A 15237-nucleotide genomic window follows, 5' to 3' on the forward strand; every position below is an offset into this window, starting at 1 on the left:
CACAAGTGGTCCAGGCCACAGGGCCGCCACACAGGGCGACCGGACGCTCACTCCGGGGCCGTTGTCGGTGCCGTGCGGCATGATGCGTCCGTGACCGGACGACTGATGCTCCTCGACACCGCCTCGCTGTACTTCCGCGCCTACTTCGGCGTGCCGGACTCGGTGAAGGCCCCCGACGGCACCCCGGTGAACGCCGTGCGCGGGCTCCTCGACTTCATCGACCGCCTCGTCAAGGACCACCGCCCGGACGAACTGGTGGCCTGCATGGACGCCGACTGGCGCCCGCAGTGGCGGGTCGACCTGATCCCCTCCTACAAGGCGCACCGCGTCGCCGAGGAGCACGAGGGCGGCCCCGACGAGGAGGAGGTGCCCGACACCCTGTCCCCGCAGGTGCCGGTCATCGAGGCGGTGCTGGACGCGCTCGGCATCGCGCGGGTCGGCGTCGAGGGCTACGAGGCGGACGACGTGATCGGCACGTTCACCGCCAGGGCGAAGGGCCCCGTCGACATCGTCACCGGCGACCGCGACCTGTACCAGCTGGTGGACGACGCGCGCGGGGTGCGCGTGCTCTACCCGCTGAAGGGCGTCGGCACCCTCCAGGTCACCGACGAGGCGTGGCTGCGCGAGAAGTACGGCGTGGACGGCCGCGGGTACGCGGATCTGGCGCTGCTGCGGGGCGACCCGAGCGACGGCCTGCCGGGTGTGCCCGGGATCGGCGAGAAGACGGCGGCGAAGCTCCTCGCGGAGTTCGGCGACCTCGCCGGGATCATGGCGGCGGTCGACGACCCGAAGGCGAAGCTGACACCCTCGCAGCGCAGGCGGCTGGACGAGTCCCGGCCGTACGTGGCCGTCGCGCCGACCGTGGTGCGGGTCGCCGCCGACGTCCCGCTGCCGGACGTCGAGGTCGCCGTGCCGCGCGCCCCGCGCGATCCGGAGGCGCTGGAGGCACTGGCGGCGCGCTGGGGGCTCGGCGGCTCGCTGCAGCGGCTGCTCACCACGCTGGCCGAGTGACGGCGGCGGCCGTCCCGCATACATGGGACATCTGGGACGGGGCATTCGTCCGGTACTTCCCCGTCCACAGATGAACGCGGGTGCACAGATCCCGCACGCGACCCGACCGAGGTGCTAACTTAGGTAAACCTAAGCTCACCCAGAGGGAGGCCGTCATGGCAGAACGCCCTGCCCGCAAGCCACGGAAGGTCCGTTCCGCGCAGGTCGTCCGCACCGAACGGCTGACCCCGCACATGCAGCGTGTGGTGCTCGGCGGCGAGGGCCTCGCCGACTTCACGGCGGACACCTGCACGGACCACTACGTGAAGCTCCTCTTCTCCCCCGAGGGCGCCGACTTCCCCGAGCCCTTCGACCTGGAGCGCGTCCGCGAGGAACTGCCGCGCGAGCAGTGGCCGGTGACCCGGACGTACACCGTGCGGGCCTGGGACCCCGAGCACCGTGAGCTGACGCTGGACTTCGTGATCCACGGCGACGAGGGCCTGGCCGGCCCCTGGGCGCTGCGCGCCCGACCCGGTGAGACCGTCCGCTTCCTCGGCCCCGGCGGCGCCTACGCCCCCGACGCCGCCGCCGACTGGCATCTGTTCGCGGGTGACGAGAGCGCCCTGCCCGCGATCGCCCGCTCCCTGGAGTCGCTGCCCGCCGGCGCCGCCGCCCACGCCTTCGTGGAGGTGTCCGGCCCCGAGGAGGAGCTGAAGATCGACTCGGACGTCGAGGTGGTCTGGCTGCACCGCGGTGCGCGCCCCGTCGGAGAGGCGCTGCTCGACGCGGTGCGCTCCTTCGCCTTCCCCGAGGGCCGTGTCCACGCCTTCGTCCACGGCGAGGCGCACTTCGTGAAGGAGCTGCGCCATCTGCTCCGCGTGGAGCGGAGCGTGCCCCGCGAGGACCTGTCGATCTCCGGCTACTGGCGCCTCGGTCACAACGAGGACGGCTGGCAGGCGTCCAAGCGGGACTGGAACGCGCGTATCGAGGCGGAGCAGGAGGGGGCGCCGACGGCGTAGCCGTACGGACCATCTCGCGCTCGCGCCGGACGAGCCGACGGCGCGGGCGAGCGGGCGTCCGCGCGCGCGTCGCACGGCGACACGTCCCACGCTCCGGAGCGCACGCCCTGTTCGGCGGCCGGAAATCGTCGCATGGTGCGAAGCACGGTTCCCGTGAGTCCCGGGAACAGCTCCACCAGTTTGAACAGTTGACGAGACGCACGGTGGCAAAGGAAGGTGTAGGTGATCCACGTCCGCGTCGCCGACGCCGCGGTCGTGGCGACGGTGACCACCGATCACCTGCACCGCCCGGTGGTCGCCTGGGAGGCCAAGGCCGACGGCACCACACAGCACGCGATCGACGATGCCCCACAGGACCGGTTCCGTCAGCAGGCCTCATCCGTGCACGAGTCAGCCACGCCGCGGCAGCAGCGTAGGGAAGCACAGCGCGTAGTTCCTGGACTTGGTCGGCTCCGCCACTCGGAGGGCGTCGTGAAGGGCTCTGTTCCCCGCTGGTCGGCCGGAGTGCCGTCCCGTGACGGTGCCCGCGCCGTAAGGGCTCACCGCCCGCGCGGAGGCACCGACCTCGTCCTCGGACCCCTGATTCCGGGAGAGGCTCATGCCACAGAACGTCGCCATAAACTTACCCATTCCATCCCGGCTGAACCCAGGCCTGGCCGCCGCCCGGGAGCGACATCTGGAGTGGATGCGCCTCCAGGGACTCGTGGTGGGCCACCCGGCCGCCCGCCGCTACCTGTTCTCGGCGGTGGCGGACCTGGCCGCCTACAGCTACCCGGACGCCACCGGCGAGGACCTCGACCTGGCCTTCGACACCATGGGCTGGTTCTTCCTCCTCGACGACCTCTTCGACGTCCCTGAGGGCTGCGAGGCCGACGAGGCCGTCGACGTGTGCCGGCAGCTCATCGCGCTCGTCGGCGACGGCACCCGGCCGCACCCCGACAGCGAACCGCCCCTGGTGACGGCCTTCGCGGACATCTGGCGCCGCACCCGGGCGGGCATGTCCGAGGAGTGGCGGCAGCGGGCCGCCCACAACTGGGTCGACTATCTGGTGGGGAATCTGACCGAGGAGATCGACCGGCGCACCTGGGTCCCCCAGGACTTCGCCACCCGGATGCGGATAGGGCACCGCACCCTGGGTCTGGTCCCCTCGCTCGACCTCGCCGAGCGGCTCGGCCACTTCGAGATCCCGCCGCTCGTCTGGCACAGCAGCCACCTCGACTCGATGCGCCGGGCCGCCGTCGACGCCGTCAAGCTGATCAACGAGATCATGTCCCTGGAGAACGACGACGCCCGCGGCGACCCGAACCTCGTGCACTGCCTGATGCGGCAGCGCGACTGCTCCCGGCAGGAGGCCATCCCGATCGCCGTCGCCCTCGTCCAGAGCGCGGTCGCCCGGCTCCACGAGCAGGCCAGGATGATCCCCTTGTTCTCGTCCCGGCTCGGCCTCACGGGCGCCCAGTCCGAGAAGCTCCACCGGTATGCGACGGCCATGCTCACCTGGATCCGCGGCAGCTACGACTGGAGCCGGAGCAACGGCCGTTACTCCCCCCACACGGCCAACGCCCTCAGCCCCGACGAGTCGGGCCAGCTGCACCCCACGAACCTGGCACCGGTGTCGCGCTAGGTCGTGTCCGTAAAGTCGCGTCGTCCGCCCGTAGGGCGGGCCGAGCGGCGTCCGGTGCGTGCTCTGGGGGTACCCCCTGCTCGAAGAGCTGGGGTAGTGCCGGACGGGCTCCCGCGTACTGGTTGTACGCGGGAGCCCGGCCGGTGCGGCGAGTGGGGGTCCCCCCTGCTCGAAGAGCTTGGGGGAGTGCCGGGCGTCGAACGGCAGGCGGGACTTTGCGGACACGACCTAGGGGTTCTCGTAGGCTGGGCATCCGATGAGACGCCGTACGCCGCCCCCACCCTCCCCGCTGCCCCAGCTGAACGGGGTGGACCCGGTGCGCGTACGGCTGCCCGCCACCGACGGGTGGGCGACCGTACGGGACCATCTCGTGGCGCGCCTCGCCGCCGGGGACGGCGTGATCGACGGCATGCTGGACGCGGGACGGATCGTGGACGCCACCGGGCGGCCGGTGGCCCGCGACACCGCCTACGCGCCCGGCATGTACGTCTGGTTCCACCGCGAGCTCGCCGACGAGGAGCGGGTGCCGTTCCCGATCGAGGTCGTCCACCGGGACGAGCACATCGTGGTCGCCGACAAGCCGCACTTCCTGGCCACGACGCCCCGCGGCAGCCATGTCGCCGAGACGGCGCTCGCCCGGCTGCGGCGCGACCTCGGTCTCCCGGCGCTGGGCGCGGCTCACCGGCTGGACCGCCTGACGGCGGGGCTGGTGCTGTTCACGGTCCGGCCCGAGGAGCGCGGCGCCTACCAGTCGCTGTTCCGCGACCGGCTGATGGCCAAGGAGTACGAGGCGGTGGCCCCGTACGAGCCCGGGCTGGACCTGCCCCGGACCGTGCGCAGCCGCATCGTGAAGGAGCGCGGGGTGATGGCGGCCCGCGAGGTGCCCGGGGAGCCCAACGCGGTCAGCCGGATCGAGCTGGTGGAGCACCGGGACGGGCGCGCCCGGTACCGGCTCACGCCCAGCACCGGCCAGACGCACCAGCTGCGGGTGCACATGAGCGCGCTGGGCGTACCGATCCTGGGCGACCCCCTGTACCCGGTGGTGACCGGCCCGGTGCCGGCCGGTGACTTCCGTCGCCCGCTCCAACTGCTGGCGCGGGCACTGGAGTTCACCGACCCGGTCACCGGGCACCGGCACCGGTTCGTCAGCTCGCGTGACCTGGGGGCCTGGTCGTCGTACGCCGACTGGGCGGCCGGCTGACCCGGTGCCCACCGGGGTCACTCCCCGCGCCACCAGCGCAGGAAGCGCCGCAGCGGGCCCTGTCGCCCGGCCGGCGCGGGCGGCGCCACCGGTGCCGTCGGCGCGGGGGCGGGCGCCTGCATCCTGGGCTGCGGCTCCGAGGCGCCGATCTGCCAGGTGCTGACGCGCGGCGAGGCCAGCGGGTGCGCGGGCCGGGCCATGACGTCCTGCTGCGGCTTGGGCGCGAACTTGACCGGCAGCTCCACCAGATGCCGGTTGGAGATGGACGACCACCAGCGCAACTCGTCCTCGGGGATGGCCAGTTGCACATCCGGCAGCCGGGTCAGCAGCGCGTCGACGCCGACATCGGCGATGGCACGGCCGATGTCCTGACCGGGGCACTCGTGCGGGCCGCCGCCGAACGCGAGGTGGGAGCGGTTGCCCTGCAGATGGGCGGACAGGTCGGGCCGGACCCGGGGGTCCACATTGCCCGGGGCGATCCCCATGATGAGGGCGTCGCCCTTGCTGATGTGCTCCCCGCCCAGCTCCGTGTCGTGCTTGGCGACGTACGGCAGGACGGTGCTGAACGGCGGCTCATCCCACAGGGACTGCTCGACCGCCTCGGGCACCGTCATCTGCCCGCCCTTGAGCTGGGCGCGGAACCGCGGGTCGGTGAGCACCACCCGCAGCACGTTGGCGATCAGGTTCGCGGTGGCCTCGTAGGCGGCGACCAGGATGATCCGCAGATGCTGCCCGACCTCGTCGTCGGTCAGCCGCGCCGGGTGGCTGATCAGATGGCTGGTGAAGTCGTCCGCGGGTTCGGCGCGCCGGCGGGCGGTCAGCCGCATCAGGACGTCCATCAGATACGCGTTGCTGGCGATGGCCGTCTCGCTGCCCTTGGGCATGTCACGGGCGGCCTGCACGATCTGGTCGTTGTACTCGTCGGGCATGCCGAGGATCTCGCACATCACCATCATCGGCAGATGCTCCGCGAACTGGCTGACCAGGTCGGCGCCGCCCTCCTCGCAGAACTGGTTGACCAGGTGCTGGGTCGCGCGGTTGATGTACCGGCGGATCCCGCGGTGGTCGATGGTCGAGATGGCGCCGGTGACCGCGCCCCGCAGCCGCAGATGCTCGTCCCCCTCGGCGTGGACGCAGATGGGCTGCCAGGCGAAGTGCGGCATCATCGGGTGCTCGGGCCTGACCGTGCCGTCCTGCAGCGCCGACCACTGCCGGGTGTCGCGGCAGAACTGCGAGGGGCTGCGCACCATGTGCAGATTTTCGGCGTGCCCCAGGACCAGCCAGATCGGCACGTCGTCGTGCAGCAGCACGGGGGCCACGGGCCCGTGCTCGGCACGGAGCTTCTCGTAGACGGCCGCCAGATCCTCCGCCTCGGGCCCGTACAGCCGGCGCAGCCCGCCGGGGCCGATGCCGTGTGCGGGGCAGCCCGGGGGCGGGGTGGCCGTGGGATCGTCCATACCGGTGGGGAAAAGGGATTCAGACGTCACGATGGTCGCTCCGAAACGAGGTTGTCCGGTTGCAGGGGGTCGGGGGAAGGTCCCGGTCGGCACCGGCGGCACGGCTCGACCGGCGGGTGGCTCACACAGGCGTCTTGGCCGTCGCCAGTGAGTGCAGGAAGTGCATCAGGGTCATCAGGACGTCCCGGCTGGAGGCCCGGCGGCGGACGTCGCACTCGACGATGGGGATCTCCTCGGCCAGGTCGAGGGCGGTGCGCAGATCGGCGACGGGGTAACGGGGCGCGTCCGGGAAGGTGTTGACGGCCACGACGAACGGCACACCGCGTTCCTCGAGCCGCCCTATGACGTCGAAGCTGACCTCCAGGCGGCGGGTGTCGACCAGGACGACCGCGCCCAGCGCGCCCTCGAACAGCCCGTTCCACAGGAACCAGAAGCGTTCCTGGCCCGGGGTGCCGAACAGGTACAGCACGAGTTGTTCCGTGATGCTGATGCGGCCGAAGTCCATGGCGACGGTGGTGGCCGTCTTGGTGTCCGAGCCGTAGTTGTCGTCGACGCCGATACCGGCCTGCGTCATGGTCTCCTCGGTGGTCAGCGGTTTGATCTCGCTGACCGACCCGACCATGGTGGTCTTGCCGACGCCGAAGCCACCCACGATCACGATCTTGACCGCGGCCTCGGCCGTGTGCGGCAACTGGTCCTCGGTCCGTGGACCAGGGACGACGTCAGAGCTTTTGAAGTCCATGCATCACCGCTTCGAGGATTGAACGGTCGGCGACGGCCTGGCGCACGATCGGAGCGCGGGCGGTCACCAGCCCGGCCGTGAGCATGTCGGTGAGAACGACCGTCATCATGCTGAACGGCAGGTTGAGATAGGCCGAGAGCTCGGCCACGGACAGGGGGGCGGTGCACAGCCGGAGCAGTGCCGCCTGTTCCGGTGTGGCGGAGGGCGGAGGGTCGGCGCGCGCCACGATCAGCGTGACGAGGTCGAGGTCCCCGTCGCGCTCCCCGCCGTCCGGACCGGCCACCACGAAGAGCCGTTCCGGGTTCTTCTGCTTGCCGGTGGGGGCGGGTGGCGGAGGTAAGTGCTCCTGGGACTGTCGCCGCCGGCGTTTCGGAGGAGTCATACGGTCTGCCCGTTCCGCCGGGGCGGACTCGTGAGATGGGCGCCGATCCGGGCCACGAGGTCGGACATGCGGTTGCTCATACGGCCGGGCTCGGCGAACGTGTCGGAGAGGACCGCGAGATAGGCGTTGGCGCCGGCGGCCATCAGATAGAAGTAGCCGCCGTTGATCTCGATCAGGACCATCTTCATCTTGCCGTCGCTCTTCGGGATCTCCTGCGCGACCGCGCTGGCCAGGCTCTGCAGTCCGGCGCAGGCCGCCGCGACCCGGTCGGCGGTGTCGGCCTCACCGCCGTAGCGGGCGATGCGCAGACCGTCGGCGGACAGCACGACGATCATCTGGATGCCTGGTACGCCGTCGTAGAGCTCCTTGAGCATCCAGTCGAAGTTGGCACGCTGCTGGATCACTTGAGGTCCCCCTCGTCATCGGCCTCGGGGCGGGCCGGTTGGGTTCGCGGTTGGAGTGTGAGCGGGTCCGGCTTGTCCTTCAGCCCGTTCCAGAACGCCTCCACCCAGGCTCCGGGTACGGGCTCGTCCTCCGCCGGCGTGGGATCGGGCTCGGACCTGCGCGTCGACCAGATGGTCGGCCGGCCCTCCCGCTCCGCCTGCTCGATGGCCGCCTGCTCGGCGATCCGCTTGCTGAGCGGGGTCTTGACCCGGCTGCGGCGCTGGGGAAGCCCGTTCGAGGTCCACTCGGTGACCACCGGGACGTCGTCCTCCATGGAGACCACGGCCGGGATCTTCGGGCTGGTGGGGCGGCGCTTCTTGGGGGCCCGCTTGGGCCCCTCGAGCACCTCGGAGCCCTCCGCCTTGGGCGCGGCGCCGGCGCCGATGCCGTGGGCGAGACCGGGCGCGGGCTCGGTGGTCATCATGTCGCGCGGCACGACGAGGACGGCACGGACACCGCCGTACGCCGAGGACCGCAGCGAGACCTGCATGTTGTACGCCGTGCACAGGCGTCCGACGACGGCCAGGCCGAGGCGCGGGGACTCGCCGAGGTCCTGGAGGTCGGTGCCCTGCTTGGCGCGTTCGAGCATGCCCTCGACCCGGGCGCGGGCCTCCTCGCTGAGGCTGACGCCGGCGTCCTCGATCTCGATGGCGACGCCGGTCTGTACCTCGGTGGCGGTGACGTGCACCTTGGTCTGCGGCGGCGAGTAACGCGTGGCGTTGTCGAGGAGTTCGGCCGCCGCGTGGATGACGGGCTCGACGGAGATGCCCGCGATGTTGACCTTGGCGATGGAGTCCAGGCTGATGCGGCGGTACTCCAGGATGCGGGACATGGCACCGCGCAGCACGCTGTACAGCGGGACGGGCTCGGGCCACTGGCGGCTGGGACGGCCGCCGCCGAGCACGGAGATGGAGTCGGCGAGGCGGCCGATCAGCATGGTGCCGTGGTCGATGCGGAGCAGGTCGTCGAAGACCTCGGGGTTGCGCCCGTGGTCCTCCTCCATCTCCCTGAGTTCCACGGCCTGCTGGTGGACGATCGACTGGACGCGCCGGGCGATGTCGACGAAGGACCGCTGGGCGGAGTCGCGCAGCGCCTCCTCGTGGTCGACCAGGTCGATCATGTGCCGTACGAACTCGATCTGCACGGGCGGGAGGTGGACGTACGACGGGTCGATCTCCCCCAGGTCCCGCATCACCTCGTACGGCGAGGCGCCGCGCCGCAGCCGGTCGATCGCCGCCGGTGTGATCTCCGTGGCGAGGCGGACGAGCTCCTCGTCGTGGGCGGCGACGCGCCGTTCCAGATACGCGGTGTGACGGGCGTGCTCGACCTGTGCGTCCCGCAGGGCGCGGCCGCGGCGGACGGCTTCCGCCGCGCAGGCCAGGACGAGCAGCAAGGCCACGGCACCGCACACGCCGACGGCCGTCCGGGCCGGTTCCGCCACGAGGGCGACGGCGGCTCCGGTCGCCGCGGCCATCGCTATGGCCGGCAGCAGCAGCACGCGCGCATACGGGAGTTCGCGCCGACGGGGCGGGGATTGAACGCTCACCATGTGGGCCCTCTGAAATGAATCGGGTGGGTGTAGGGGGAGCTTGCAGTGGGGTACGTCATGGGTATGTCGGACTTCTCCGAGCTATAGGGAACAAGCGCACGAATACACCTCAACTCGGTGCGCTGCGGGCGAGCTTAGTCCGACCGGATCATCGCCGTGTCATATTCAGCAAGCACCTGAAATGGCCCGGGCGACAGGAGTACCCTCGGCTCTTTTGCACGCTGGGCACGCGTTCGAACACGGAACGTCATGGCGGACGTGTGTGCGAAAAACACTCACCGTGACGAGTGAGAGGCCGCGTTCCGGTGCGACGTAAGCGGAAGTGTGACGTCCGGGGCGGGTGACAACCCGAGAGAGATGTGGCGCGCGAGACGAACCGAACAGCCGATCCACGGCTGGTTCCGCGACCACCGACCCTGGCGGTGGTCATGCGGCCCGGAAACACGAAAGGCAAGGAGTCACGTACTCCTTGCCACTCTCAAGATATAGCGCACCCCCCGGCTTGCGGCAAGGCCCCCTCCATGACGCACAATCTCCGGCCTGACCTGGAAACTCTTTCCGGCGCCTCGGCGACCCAGATCGGAGCACCCGCTGTGCACCCCCTCCCCACGACCGCGTTCGCCCTGGACGACCGCCGGCGCGCCAAGGCCGACCCGGCCCTGATCGCCGCCGACGACGAGCATTTCGCCGCCATCGCACGCTGCCTGGAGGAGACCACGGCCGACCTCACCGCCCGGCTCACCGCCGAGCGCAGGGCGGAGGGCGGCCTGGGCCGGCAGGCCATGGACCGGGACGCGGAGATCCACCGCCTCACCAGCCGGCTGCGCACCCTGCGCCGCTTCGGCCTCGACCTGTGTCTGGGCCGGATGGTCTTCGCCGACGACCCGCGTCCCGTGTACGTCGGACGGCTCGGCCTCACCGACAGCACCGGCCGCCGGCTGCTGGTCGACTGGTGCTCCCCCGCCGCCGAGCCGTTCTTCGGCGCCACCCACGCCCGTCCGATGGGCCTGACGAGCCGCCGCCGCTACCGGTGGACCGGCGGCCGGATCAGCGACTACTGGGACGAGGTGTTCACCCCGGACGGCCTGGAGGAGCACGCCGCGCTCGACGACCAGTCGGCGTTCGTCGCGAGCCTCGCCGGGAACCGCTCGGCCCGGATGCGGGACGTCCTCGGCACCATCCAGGCCGACCAGGACGCCATCATCCGCGCCGGGTCCCGAGGGGCGCTCGTCGTCGACGGCGGGCCGGGCACCGGCAAGACCGTGGTCGCCCTGCACCGCTCGGCCTACCTTCTGCACTCCGACCCGCGCCTCGGGCACCGCAGGAGCGGTGTGCTGTTCGTCGGCCCGCACCGACCGTATCTGGCGTACGTCTCCGACGTGCTGCCCAGCCTCGGCGAGGAGGGCGTGCAGACCTGCGTGCTGCGGGACCTCGTGGCCGAGGGCGCGACGGCCGGTGTCGAGGCGGACCCGGAGGTGGCCCGGCTGAAGGCGTCGGCGGACCTGGTGCGGGCGATCGAGAAGGCCGTCCGCTTCTACGAGGAGCCGCCGGCCGAGGGCATGACGGTGACCACCCCCTGGTCCGCGATCCCGTTGAGCGCCACCGACTGGGCGGTCGCGTTCGACGCGGCGGAACCCGGCACCCCGCACAACGAGGCCCGCGCCCAGGTCTGGGAGGAACTGCTCACCCTGCTGATCGACCGGCACGAGGAGGACGCCTCCGGCGACGACGCGGAGATCCCGTCCCAGCTGCTGCGCCGCTCGCTGGACCGGCACCGGGAGCTGCGGGCGGCCTTCGACCGGGCGTGGCCGCTCCTCGAGGCGGCCGACCTGGTCGGCGACCTGTGGACGGTCCCGGCGTATCTGAGGCTGTGCGCCCCGTGGCTCACTCCGGACGAGGTACGGCTGCTGCAGCGTGAGCGGCCGGACGCCTGGACGGTGTCCGACCTGCCGCTGCTGGACGCGGCCCGGCAGCGGCTCGGCGACCCTGAGGCGGCCCGGCGCGCGCAGCGGCACGCTCGGACGCTGGCCGTGCAGCGGGAGCGGATGACGCAGGTCGTGGACAACCTGATCGCCGCCGTCGCGGACTCGGGCGCGGACGGCGACGACGGCGAGGGCCTGGTGCGGATGCTGCGTGGTGAGGACGCCCGGGTGAGCCTGGTCGACGACGCGGAGCTGACCGCGCCCGACCCGGATCTGCTGGCGGGTCCGTTCGCGCACATCGTCGTCGACGAGGCGCAGGAACTCACGGACGCCGAGTGGCAGATGCTGCTGGGGCGGTGCCCGTCCCGGAGCTTCACCGTCGTCGGTGACCGCGCCCAGGCCCGGCACGGCTTCACCGAGTCCTGGCGGGAACGTCTGGAGCGCGTCGGGCTCGACCGGGTCGAGGAGGCGTCCCTGACCGTCAACTACCGCACCCCGCGGGAGATCATGGCGGAGGCGGAGCCGGTGATCCGGGCGGTGCTGCCGGACGCCAACGTGCCGACGTCCATCCGCAGCGGCGGCTTCCCCGTGGTGCACGGCTCGGTTTCGGAACTGGAGTCGGTCGTGGAGTCCTGGCTGGCCGCGAACGACGACGGGATCGCCTGTGTCATCGGCGCCCCCGCGTTCCCGTCGACGGACCGGGTGCGCTCGCTGCCGCCGGAGCTGACCAAGGGGCTGGAGTTCGACCTGGTGGTGCTGGTCCGCCCCGAGCGTTTCGGCGAGGGCGTCGAGGGCGCGGTGGACCACTACGTCTCGATGACCCGCGCCACCCGGCAGCTGGTCGTCCTGAGCTGAACGGCGGAGGGCCCGTGCCGGCCGGGGGTCTCCCCCGGCCGGCACGAGCCCTCCGTGTCCGCTCGGCCCAACGCTCAGACCATGCTTATCCCACGCTCATCCCACCGAGGAGTAGGCGACGACTCCGCGCAGGAGTCCCTCCACGGCCTTGCGCGCGTTCTTGGCGACGGTCGAGCCCTCGACGGGCGAGGCGGCCGCGATCTGTCCGAGCACGTCGATGACCTGCTTGCACCAGCGCACGAAGTCACCGGCCGGCATCTCGGCCTCCCGCAGCACCTCGTCCAGGCCCTTGCCGCCGGCCCACATATAGGCGGCCCAGGCGAATCCCAGATCCGGCTCGCGCTGGCCGACGCCCTCGGTCTGGGTGATCCGGAAGTCCTCCTCCAGAGCGTCCAGTCGCCCCCAGATACGGACCATCTCGCCCAGCGCGGCCTTCGCCTTCCCGGACGGCAGCTTGGGCGCCATCGCGTCGTCGCCGACACGTGCCTCGTAGACCAGCGCCGAGACGCACGCGGCCAGTTCGGCCGGGTCCAGGCCCTCCCACACCCGCTCGCGCAGGCATTCGCTGGCCAGCAGGTCGAGTTCGCCGTACAGCCGGGCGAGCCGCCTGCCGTCGTCGGTGACCTCGTCGCCGCGCAGATAGTCCATCTCGGTGAGCAGGGCGACGATCCGGTCGAAGGTGCGCGCGATGGTGTTCGTGCGGCCCTCGATCCGCCGTTCCAGCTGCGAGGTGTCGCGCAGCAGCCGGTGGTAGCGCTCGGCCCAGCGGGCGTGGTCCTCGCGGTCCTGGCAGCCGTGGCAGGGGTGCGCGCGGATCGCCTTGCGCAGCCGGGCGATCTCCCGGTCGTCGGCGGCCTGCGAGCGCTGCTTGCGGTGGCGCTCCGGCGCGATGTGCCCGGCCTTGGTGCGCAGCGCGGAGGCCAGGTCCCGACGCGACTGCGGGGAGCGCGGGTTGAAGGACTTCGGGATGCGCATCCGCTCCAGCGCCTCCACCGGCACCGGGAAGTCGATCGACGCCAGCCGCTTGACCTGCCGTTCGGCGGTGAGGACGAGGGGGCGCGGGCCGTCGTGGTGGTCGAAGCCGCGGTGGCCGTTGGACCGGCCGGCCGGCAGCCCCGGGTCCAGTACGAGGGCGAGGCCCGCGTACTTGCCCGTCGGCACATGGATGACGTCGCCCGGCTTGAGCCGCTCCAGCGCCACCGCGGACTCCGCGCGGCGCTGCGCGGCGCCCTGCCGCGCCAACTCGGTCTCGCGGTCCTTGAGTTCGCGGCGCAGCCGCGCGTACTCCTCGAAGTCGCCGAGGTGGCAGGTCATGGACTCCTGGTAGCCGGAGAGCCCTTCCTCGTTGCGCTGCACCTGACGGGAGATGCCGACGACCGACTTGTCGGCCTGGAACTGCGCGAACGACGTCTCCAGCAGCTCGCGCGAGCGGTGCCGGCCGAACTGCTCGACCAGGTTGACCGCCATGTTGTACGACGGCTTGAAGCTGGAGCGCAGCGGATAGGTGCGGGTGCCGGCGAGACCCGCGAGGTGCTCGGGGCTCATACCGCGCTGCCACAGCACCACGGCGTGGCCCTCGACATCGATGCCGCGGCGTCCGGCCCGGCCGGTGAGCTGGGTGTACTCGCCGGGGGTGATGTCGGCGTGCTGCTCGCCGTTCCACTTGACGAGCTTCTCCAGGACCACCGAGCGGGCGGGCATGTTGATGCCGAGGGCGAGGGTCTCGGTGGCGAAGACGGCCTTGACGAGGCCGCGGACGAACAGCTCCTCGACGATCTCCTTGAACGTCGGCAGCATCCCGGCGTGGTGGGCGGCTATGCCCCGCTCCAGGCCCTCCAGCCACTCGTAGTACCCGAGGACGTGCAGGTCCTCGGTGGGGATGGCGGCGGTGCGCTCCTCGACGAGGGCACGCACCCGCTCCCGGGCCTCCTCGTCGTTGAGCCGCAGCCCCGCGTACAGGCACTGCTGGACGGCGGCCTCGCAGGCGGCGCGGCTGAAGATGAACGTGATGGCGGGCAGCAGGCCCTCGGCGTCGAGCCGCTCGATGACCTCGGGGCGGCCCGGCGTCCACACGCGGGAACGCTGACGGCGCTCGCGCTCCCGGTCGGCCTCCCGCATGGCACGGCCGCGTCTGCGGTCCTGGTAGGAGGGCCGGCTGGCCTCCATGCGCGCCAGCCGGGTCAGGTCGGGGTTGACCGCCTTGCGGTTGCCCTCGCCCTCCTCGAACAGGTCGTACATCCGGCGACCGGCGAGCACGTGCTGGAACAGCGGCACGGGCCGGTGCTCGGAGACGATCACCTCGGTGTCTCCCCGGACGGTGTCCAGCCAGTCGCCGAACTCCTCGGCGTTGGACACGGTCGCCGACAGCGAGACCAGGGTGACCGACTCGGGGAGGTGGATGATCACTTCCTCCCAGACGGCGCCGCGGAAGCGGTCGGAGAGGTAGTGCACCTCGTCCATCACCACGTAGCCGAGGCCGAGGAGCGTCTGCGATCCGGCGTACAGCATGTTCCGCAGCACTTCGGTCGTCATCACGACGATCGGGGCGTCGGAGTTGATGCTGTTGTCACCGGTGAGCAGGCCCACCTTGTCGTCGCCGTAGCGGCGGCACAGGTCGGCGTACTTCTGGTTGGACAGCGCCTTGATGGGCGTGGTGTAGAAGCACTTCTTGCCCTGCAGGAGGGCGAGGTGGACGGCGAACTCGCCGACGATCGTCTTGCCCGAGCCGGTGGGCGCGGCCACCAGGACGCCCTTGCCCGCCTCGAGCGCCTGGCACGCCTCGATCTGGAAGGGGTCGAGGCCGAAGTCGTACATCTCGCGGAAGGAGGCGAGCGCGGTGGCCTGCTCGACAGCGCGCCTACGTGCTGCCGCGTACCGCTCGGCCGGTGAGAGATCCTCTGTCATCGTACTTTCGAGCGTACCGGGCGCCACTGACAACAGGACGATCATTATCCGGATCAGGTCGGACCGTACGCTGCCGGACTGGTCACCCTTGCCGGGAAAACCCTTTCCCTCACCCCCGCCCTCGTGTACTCGGAGTCCGTGGAAAGAT

Annotated in this window: 11 protein-coding genes and 1 pseudogene; 6 read left to right on the plus strand and 6 right to left on the minus strand. The window is 71.4% G+C overall.

What is annotated here, in order from left to right; all coding sequences use genetic code 11:
- The first annotated feature begins 105 nt into the window (after positions 1-105).
- From DC008_RS06140 to DC008_RS06155, 5 genes and pseudogenes are all read left to right on the plus strand, one after another.
- The gene (locus DC008_RS06140) at positions 106-1011 is read left to right on the plus strand and encodes a 5'-3' exonuclease (RefSeq protein WP_108706057.1); all 906 of its coding nucleotides are present in this window, start codon (positions 106-108) and stop codon (positions 1009-1011) included.
- A 155-nt stretch (positions 1012-1166) separates the two neighbouring features.
- Positions 1167-2009, plus strand: a complete 843-nt coding sequence (locus DC008_RS06145; protein ID WP_108706058.1) for a siderophore-interacting protein — start codon at positions 1167-1169, stop codon at positions 2007-2009.
- Positions 2010-2231: 222 nt separating this feature from the next.
- A pseudogene (locus tag DC008_RS36425) lies at positions 2232-2420 on the plus strand (DUF6192 family protein); the annotation flags it as partial.
- 274 nt (positions 2421-2694) lie between these two features.
- A complete protein-coding gene (locus DC008_RS06150; RefSeq protein ID WP_108706059.1) occupies positions 2695-3633 on the plus strand; it encodes a terpene synthase family protein in 939 nt (312 codons plus the stop codon).
- 256 nt (positions 3634-3889) lie between these two features.
- Positions 3890-4834 carry an RluA family pseudouridine synthase gene (locus tag DC008_RS06155; protein WP_108706060.1) on the plus strand — a complete coding sequence of 315 codons (945 nt, stop codon included), beginning with the start codon at positions 3890-3892 and terminating at the stop codon, positions 4832-4834.
- A 17-nt stretch (positions 4835-4851) separates the two neighbouring features.
- Here DC008_RS06155 and DC008_RS06160 read toward each other — a convergent pair whose 3' ends face one another.
- From DC008_RS06160 to DC008_RS06180, 5 genes are all read right to left on the minus strand, one after another.
- Complete coding sequence (locus DC008_RS06160; RefSeq protein WP_108706061.1) at positions 4852-6291, minus strand: cytochrome P450; 1440 nt, start codon at positions 6289-6291, stop codon at positions 4852-4854.
- A 121-nt stretch (positions 6292-6412) separates the two neighbouring features.
- Positions 6413-7033 carry a GTP-binding protein gene (locus tag DC008_RS06165; RefSeq protein WP_108706062.1) on the minus strand — a complete coding sequence of 207 codons (621 nt, stop codon included), beginning with the start codon at positions 7031-7033 and terminating at the stop codon, positions 6413-6415.
- Positions 7014-7415: a DUF742 domain-containing protein gene (locus DC008_RS06170; protein ID WP_108706063.1), complete on the minus strand. Its 402-nt coding sequence runs from the start codon at positions 7413-7415 to the stop codon at positions 7014-7016. The genes DC008_RS06165 and DC008_RS06170 overlap by 20 nt, the downstream gene beginning before the upstream one ends.
- On the minus strand, positions 7412-7819 hold the full coding sequence (locus DC008_RS06175) for a roadblock/LC7 domain-containing protein (RefSeq protein ID WP_055622893.1): 408 nt from the start codon (positions 7817-7819) through the stop codon (positions 7412-7414). Before DC008_RS06175 ends, DC008_RS06170 begins: the two co-directional genes overlap by 4 nt.
- Complete coding sequence (locus DC008_RS06180) at positions 7816-9408, minus strand: sensor histidine kinase (RefSeq protein WP_108706064.1); 1593 nt, start codon at positions 9406-9408, stop codon at positions 7816-7818. Before DC008_RS06180 ends, DC008_RS06175 begins: the two co-directional genes overlap by 4 nt.
- Before the next feature lie 593 nt (positions 9409-10001).
- Between DC008_RS06180 and helR the strand changes: the two genes are divergently transcribed.
- Complete coding sequence (gene helR, locus DC008_RS06185; protein ID WP_108706065.1) at positions 10002-12185, plus strand: RNA polymerase recycling motor ATPase HelR; 2184 nt, start codon at positions 10002-10004, stop codon at positions 12183-12185.
- Between the two features lie 96 nt (positions 12186-12281).
- Here helR and DC008_RS06190 read toward each other — a convergent pair whose 3' ends face one another.
- Entirely contained in the window at positions 12282-15134 is a 2853-nt protein-coding gene (locus DC008_RS06190) for a DEAD/DEAH box helicase (RefSeq protein ID WP_108706066.1), read from the minus strand.
- Between the last annotated feature and the right edge of the window lie 103 nt (positions 15135-15237).

Source organism: Streptomyces nigra (assembly GCF_003074055.1).
GTDB classification, from domain to species: domain Bacteria; phylum Actinomycetota; class Actinomycetes; order Streptomycetales; family Streptomycetaceae; genus Streptomyces; species Streptomyces nigra.

Excerpts from the sequence above, each read along its gene's own strand:
- DC008_RS06160 (WP_108706061.1), bottom strand. The coding sequence starts at position 6,291 with ATGGACGATCCCACGGCCACCCCGCCCCCGGGCTGCCCCGCACACGGC.
- DC008_RS06155 (WP_108706060.1), top strand. The coding sequence starts at position 3,890 with ATGAGACGCCGTACGCCGCCCCCACCCTCCCCGCTGCCCCAGCTGAAC.
- DC008_RS06140 (WP_108706057.1), top strand. The coding sequence starts at position 106 with ATGCTCCTCGACACCGCCTCGCTGTACTTCCGCGCCTACTTCGGCGTG.
- DC008_RS06170 (WP_108706063.1), bottom strand. The coding sequence starts at position 7,415 with ATGACTCCTCCGAAACGCCGGCGGCGACAGTCCCAGGAGCACTTACCT.
- DC008_RS06165 (WP_108706062.1), bottom strand. The coding sequence starts at position 7,033 with ATGGACTTCAAAAGCTCTGACGTCGTCCCTGGTCCACGGACCGAGGAC.
- DC008_RS06190 (WP_108706066.1), bottom strand. The coding sequence starts at position 15,134 with ATGATCGTCCTGTTGTCAGTGGCGCCCGGTACGCTCGAAAGTACGATG.
- DC008_RS06180 (WP_108706064.1), bottom strand. The coding sequence starts at position 9,408 with ATGGTGAGCGTTCAATCCCCGCCCCGTCGGCGCGAACTCCCGTATGCG.
- DC008_RS06145 (WP_108706058.1), top strand. The coding sequence starts at position 1,167 with ATGGCAGAACGCCCTGCCCGCAAGCCACGGAAGGTCCGTTCCGCGCAG.
- DC008_RS06150 (WP_108706059.1), top strand. The coding sequence starts at position 2,695 with ATGCGCCTCCAGGGACTCGTGGTGGGCCACCCGGCCGCCCGCCGCTAC.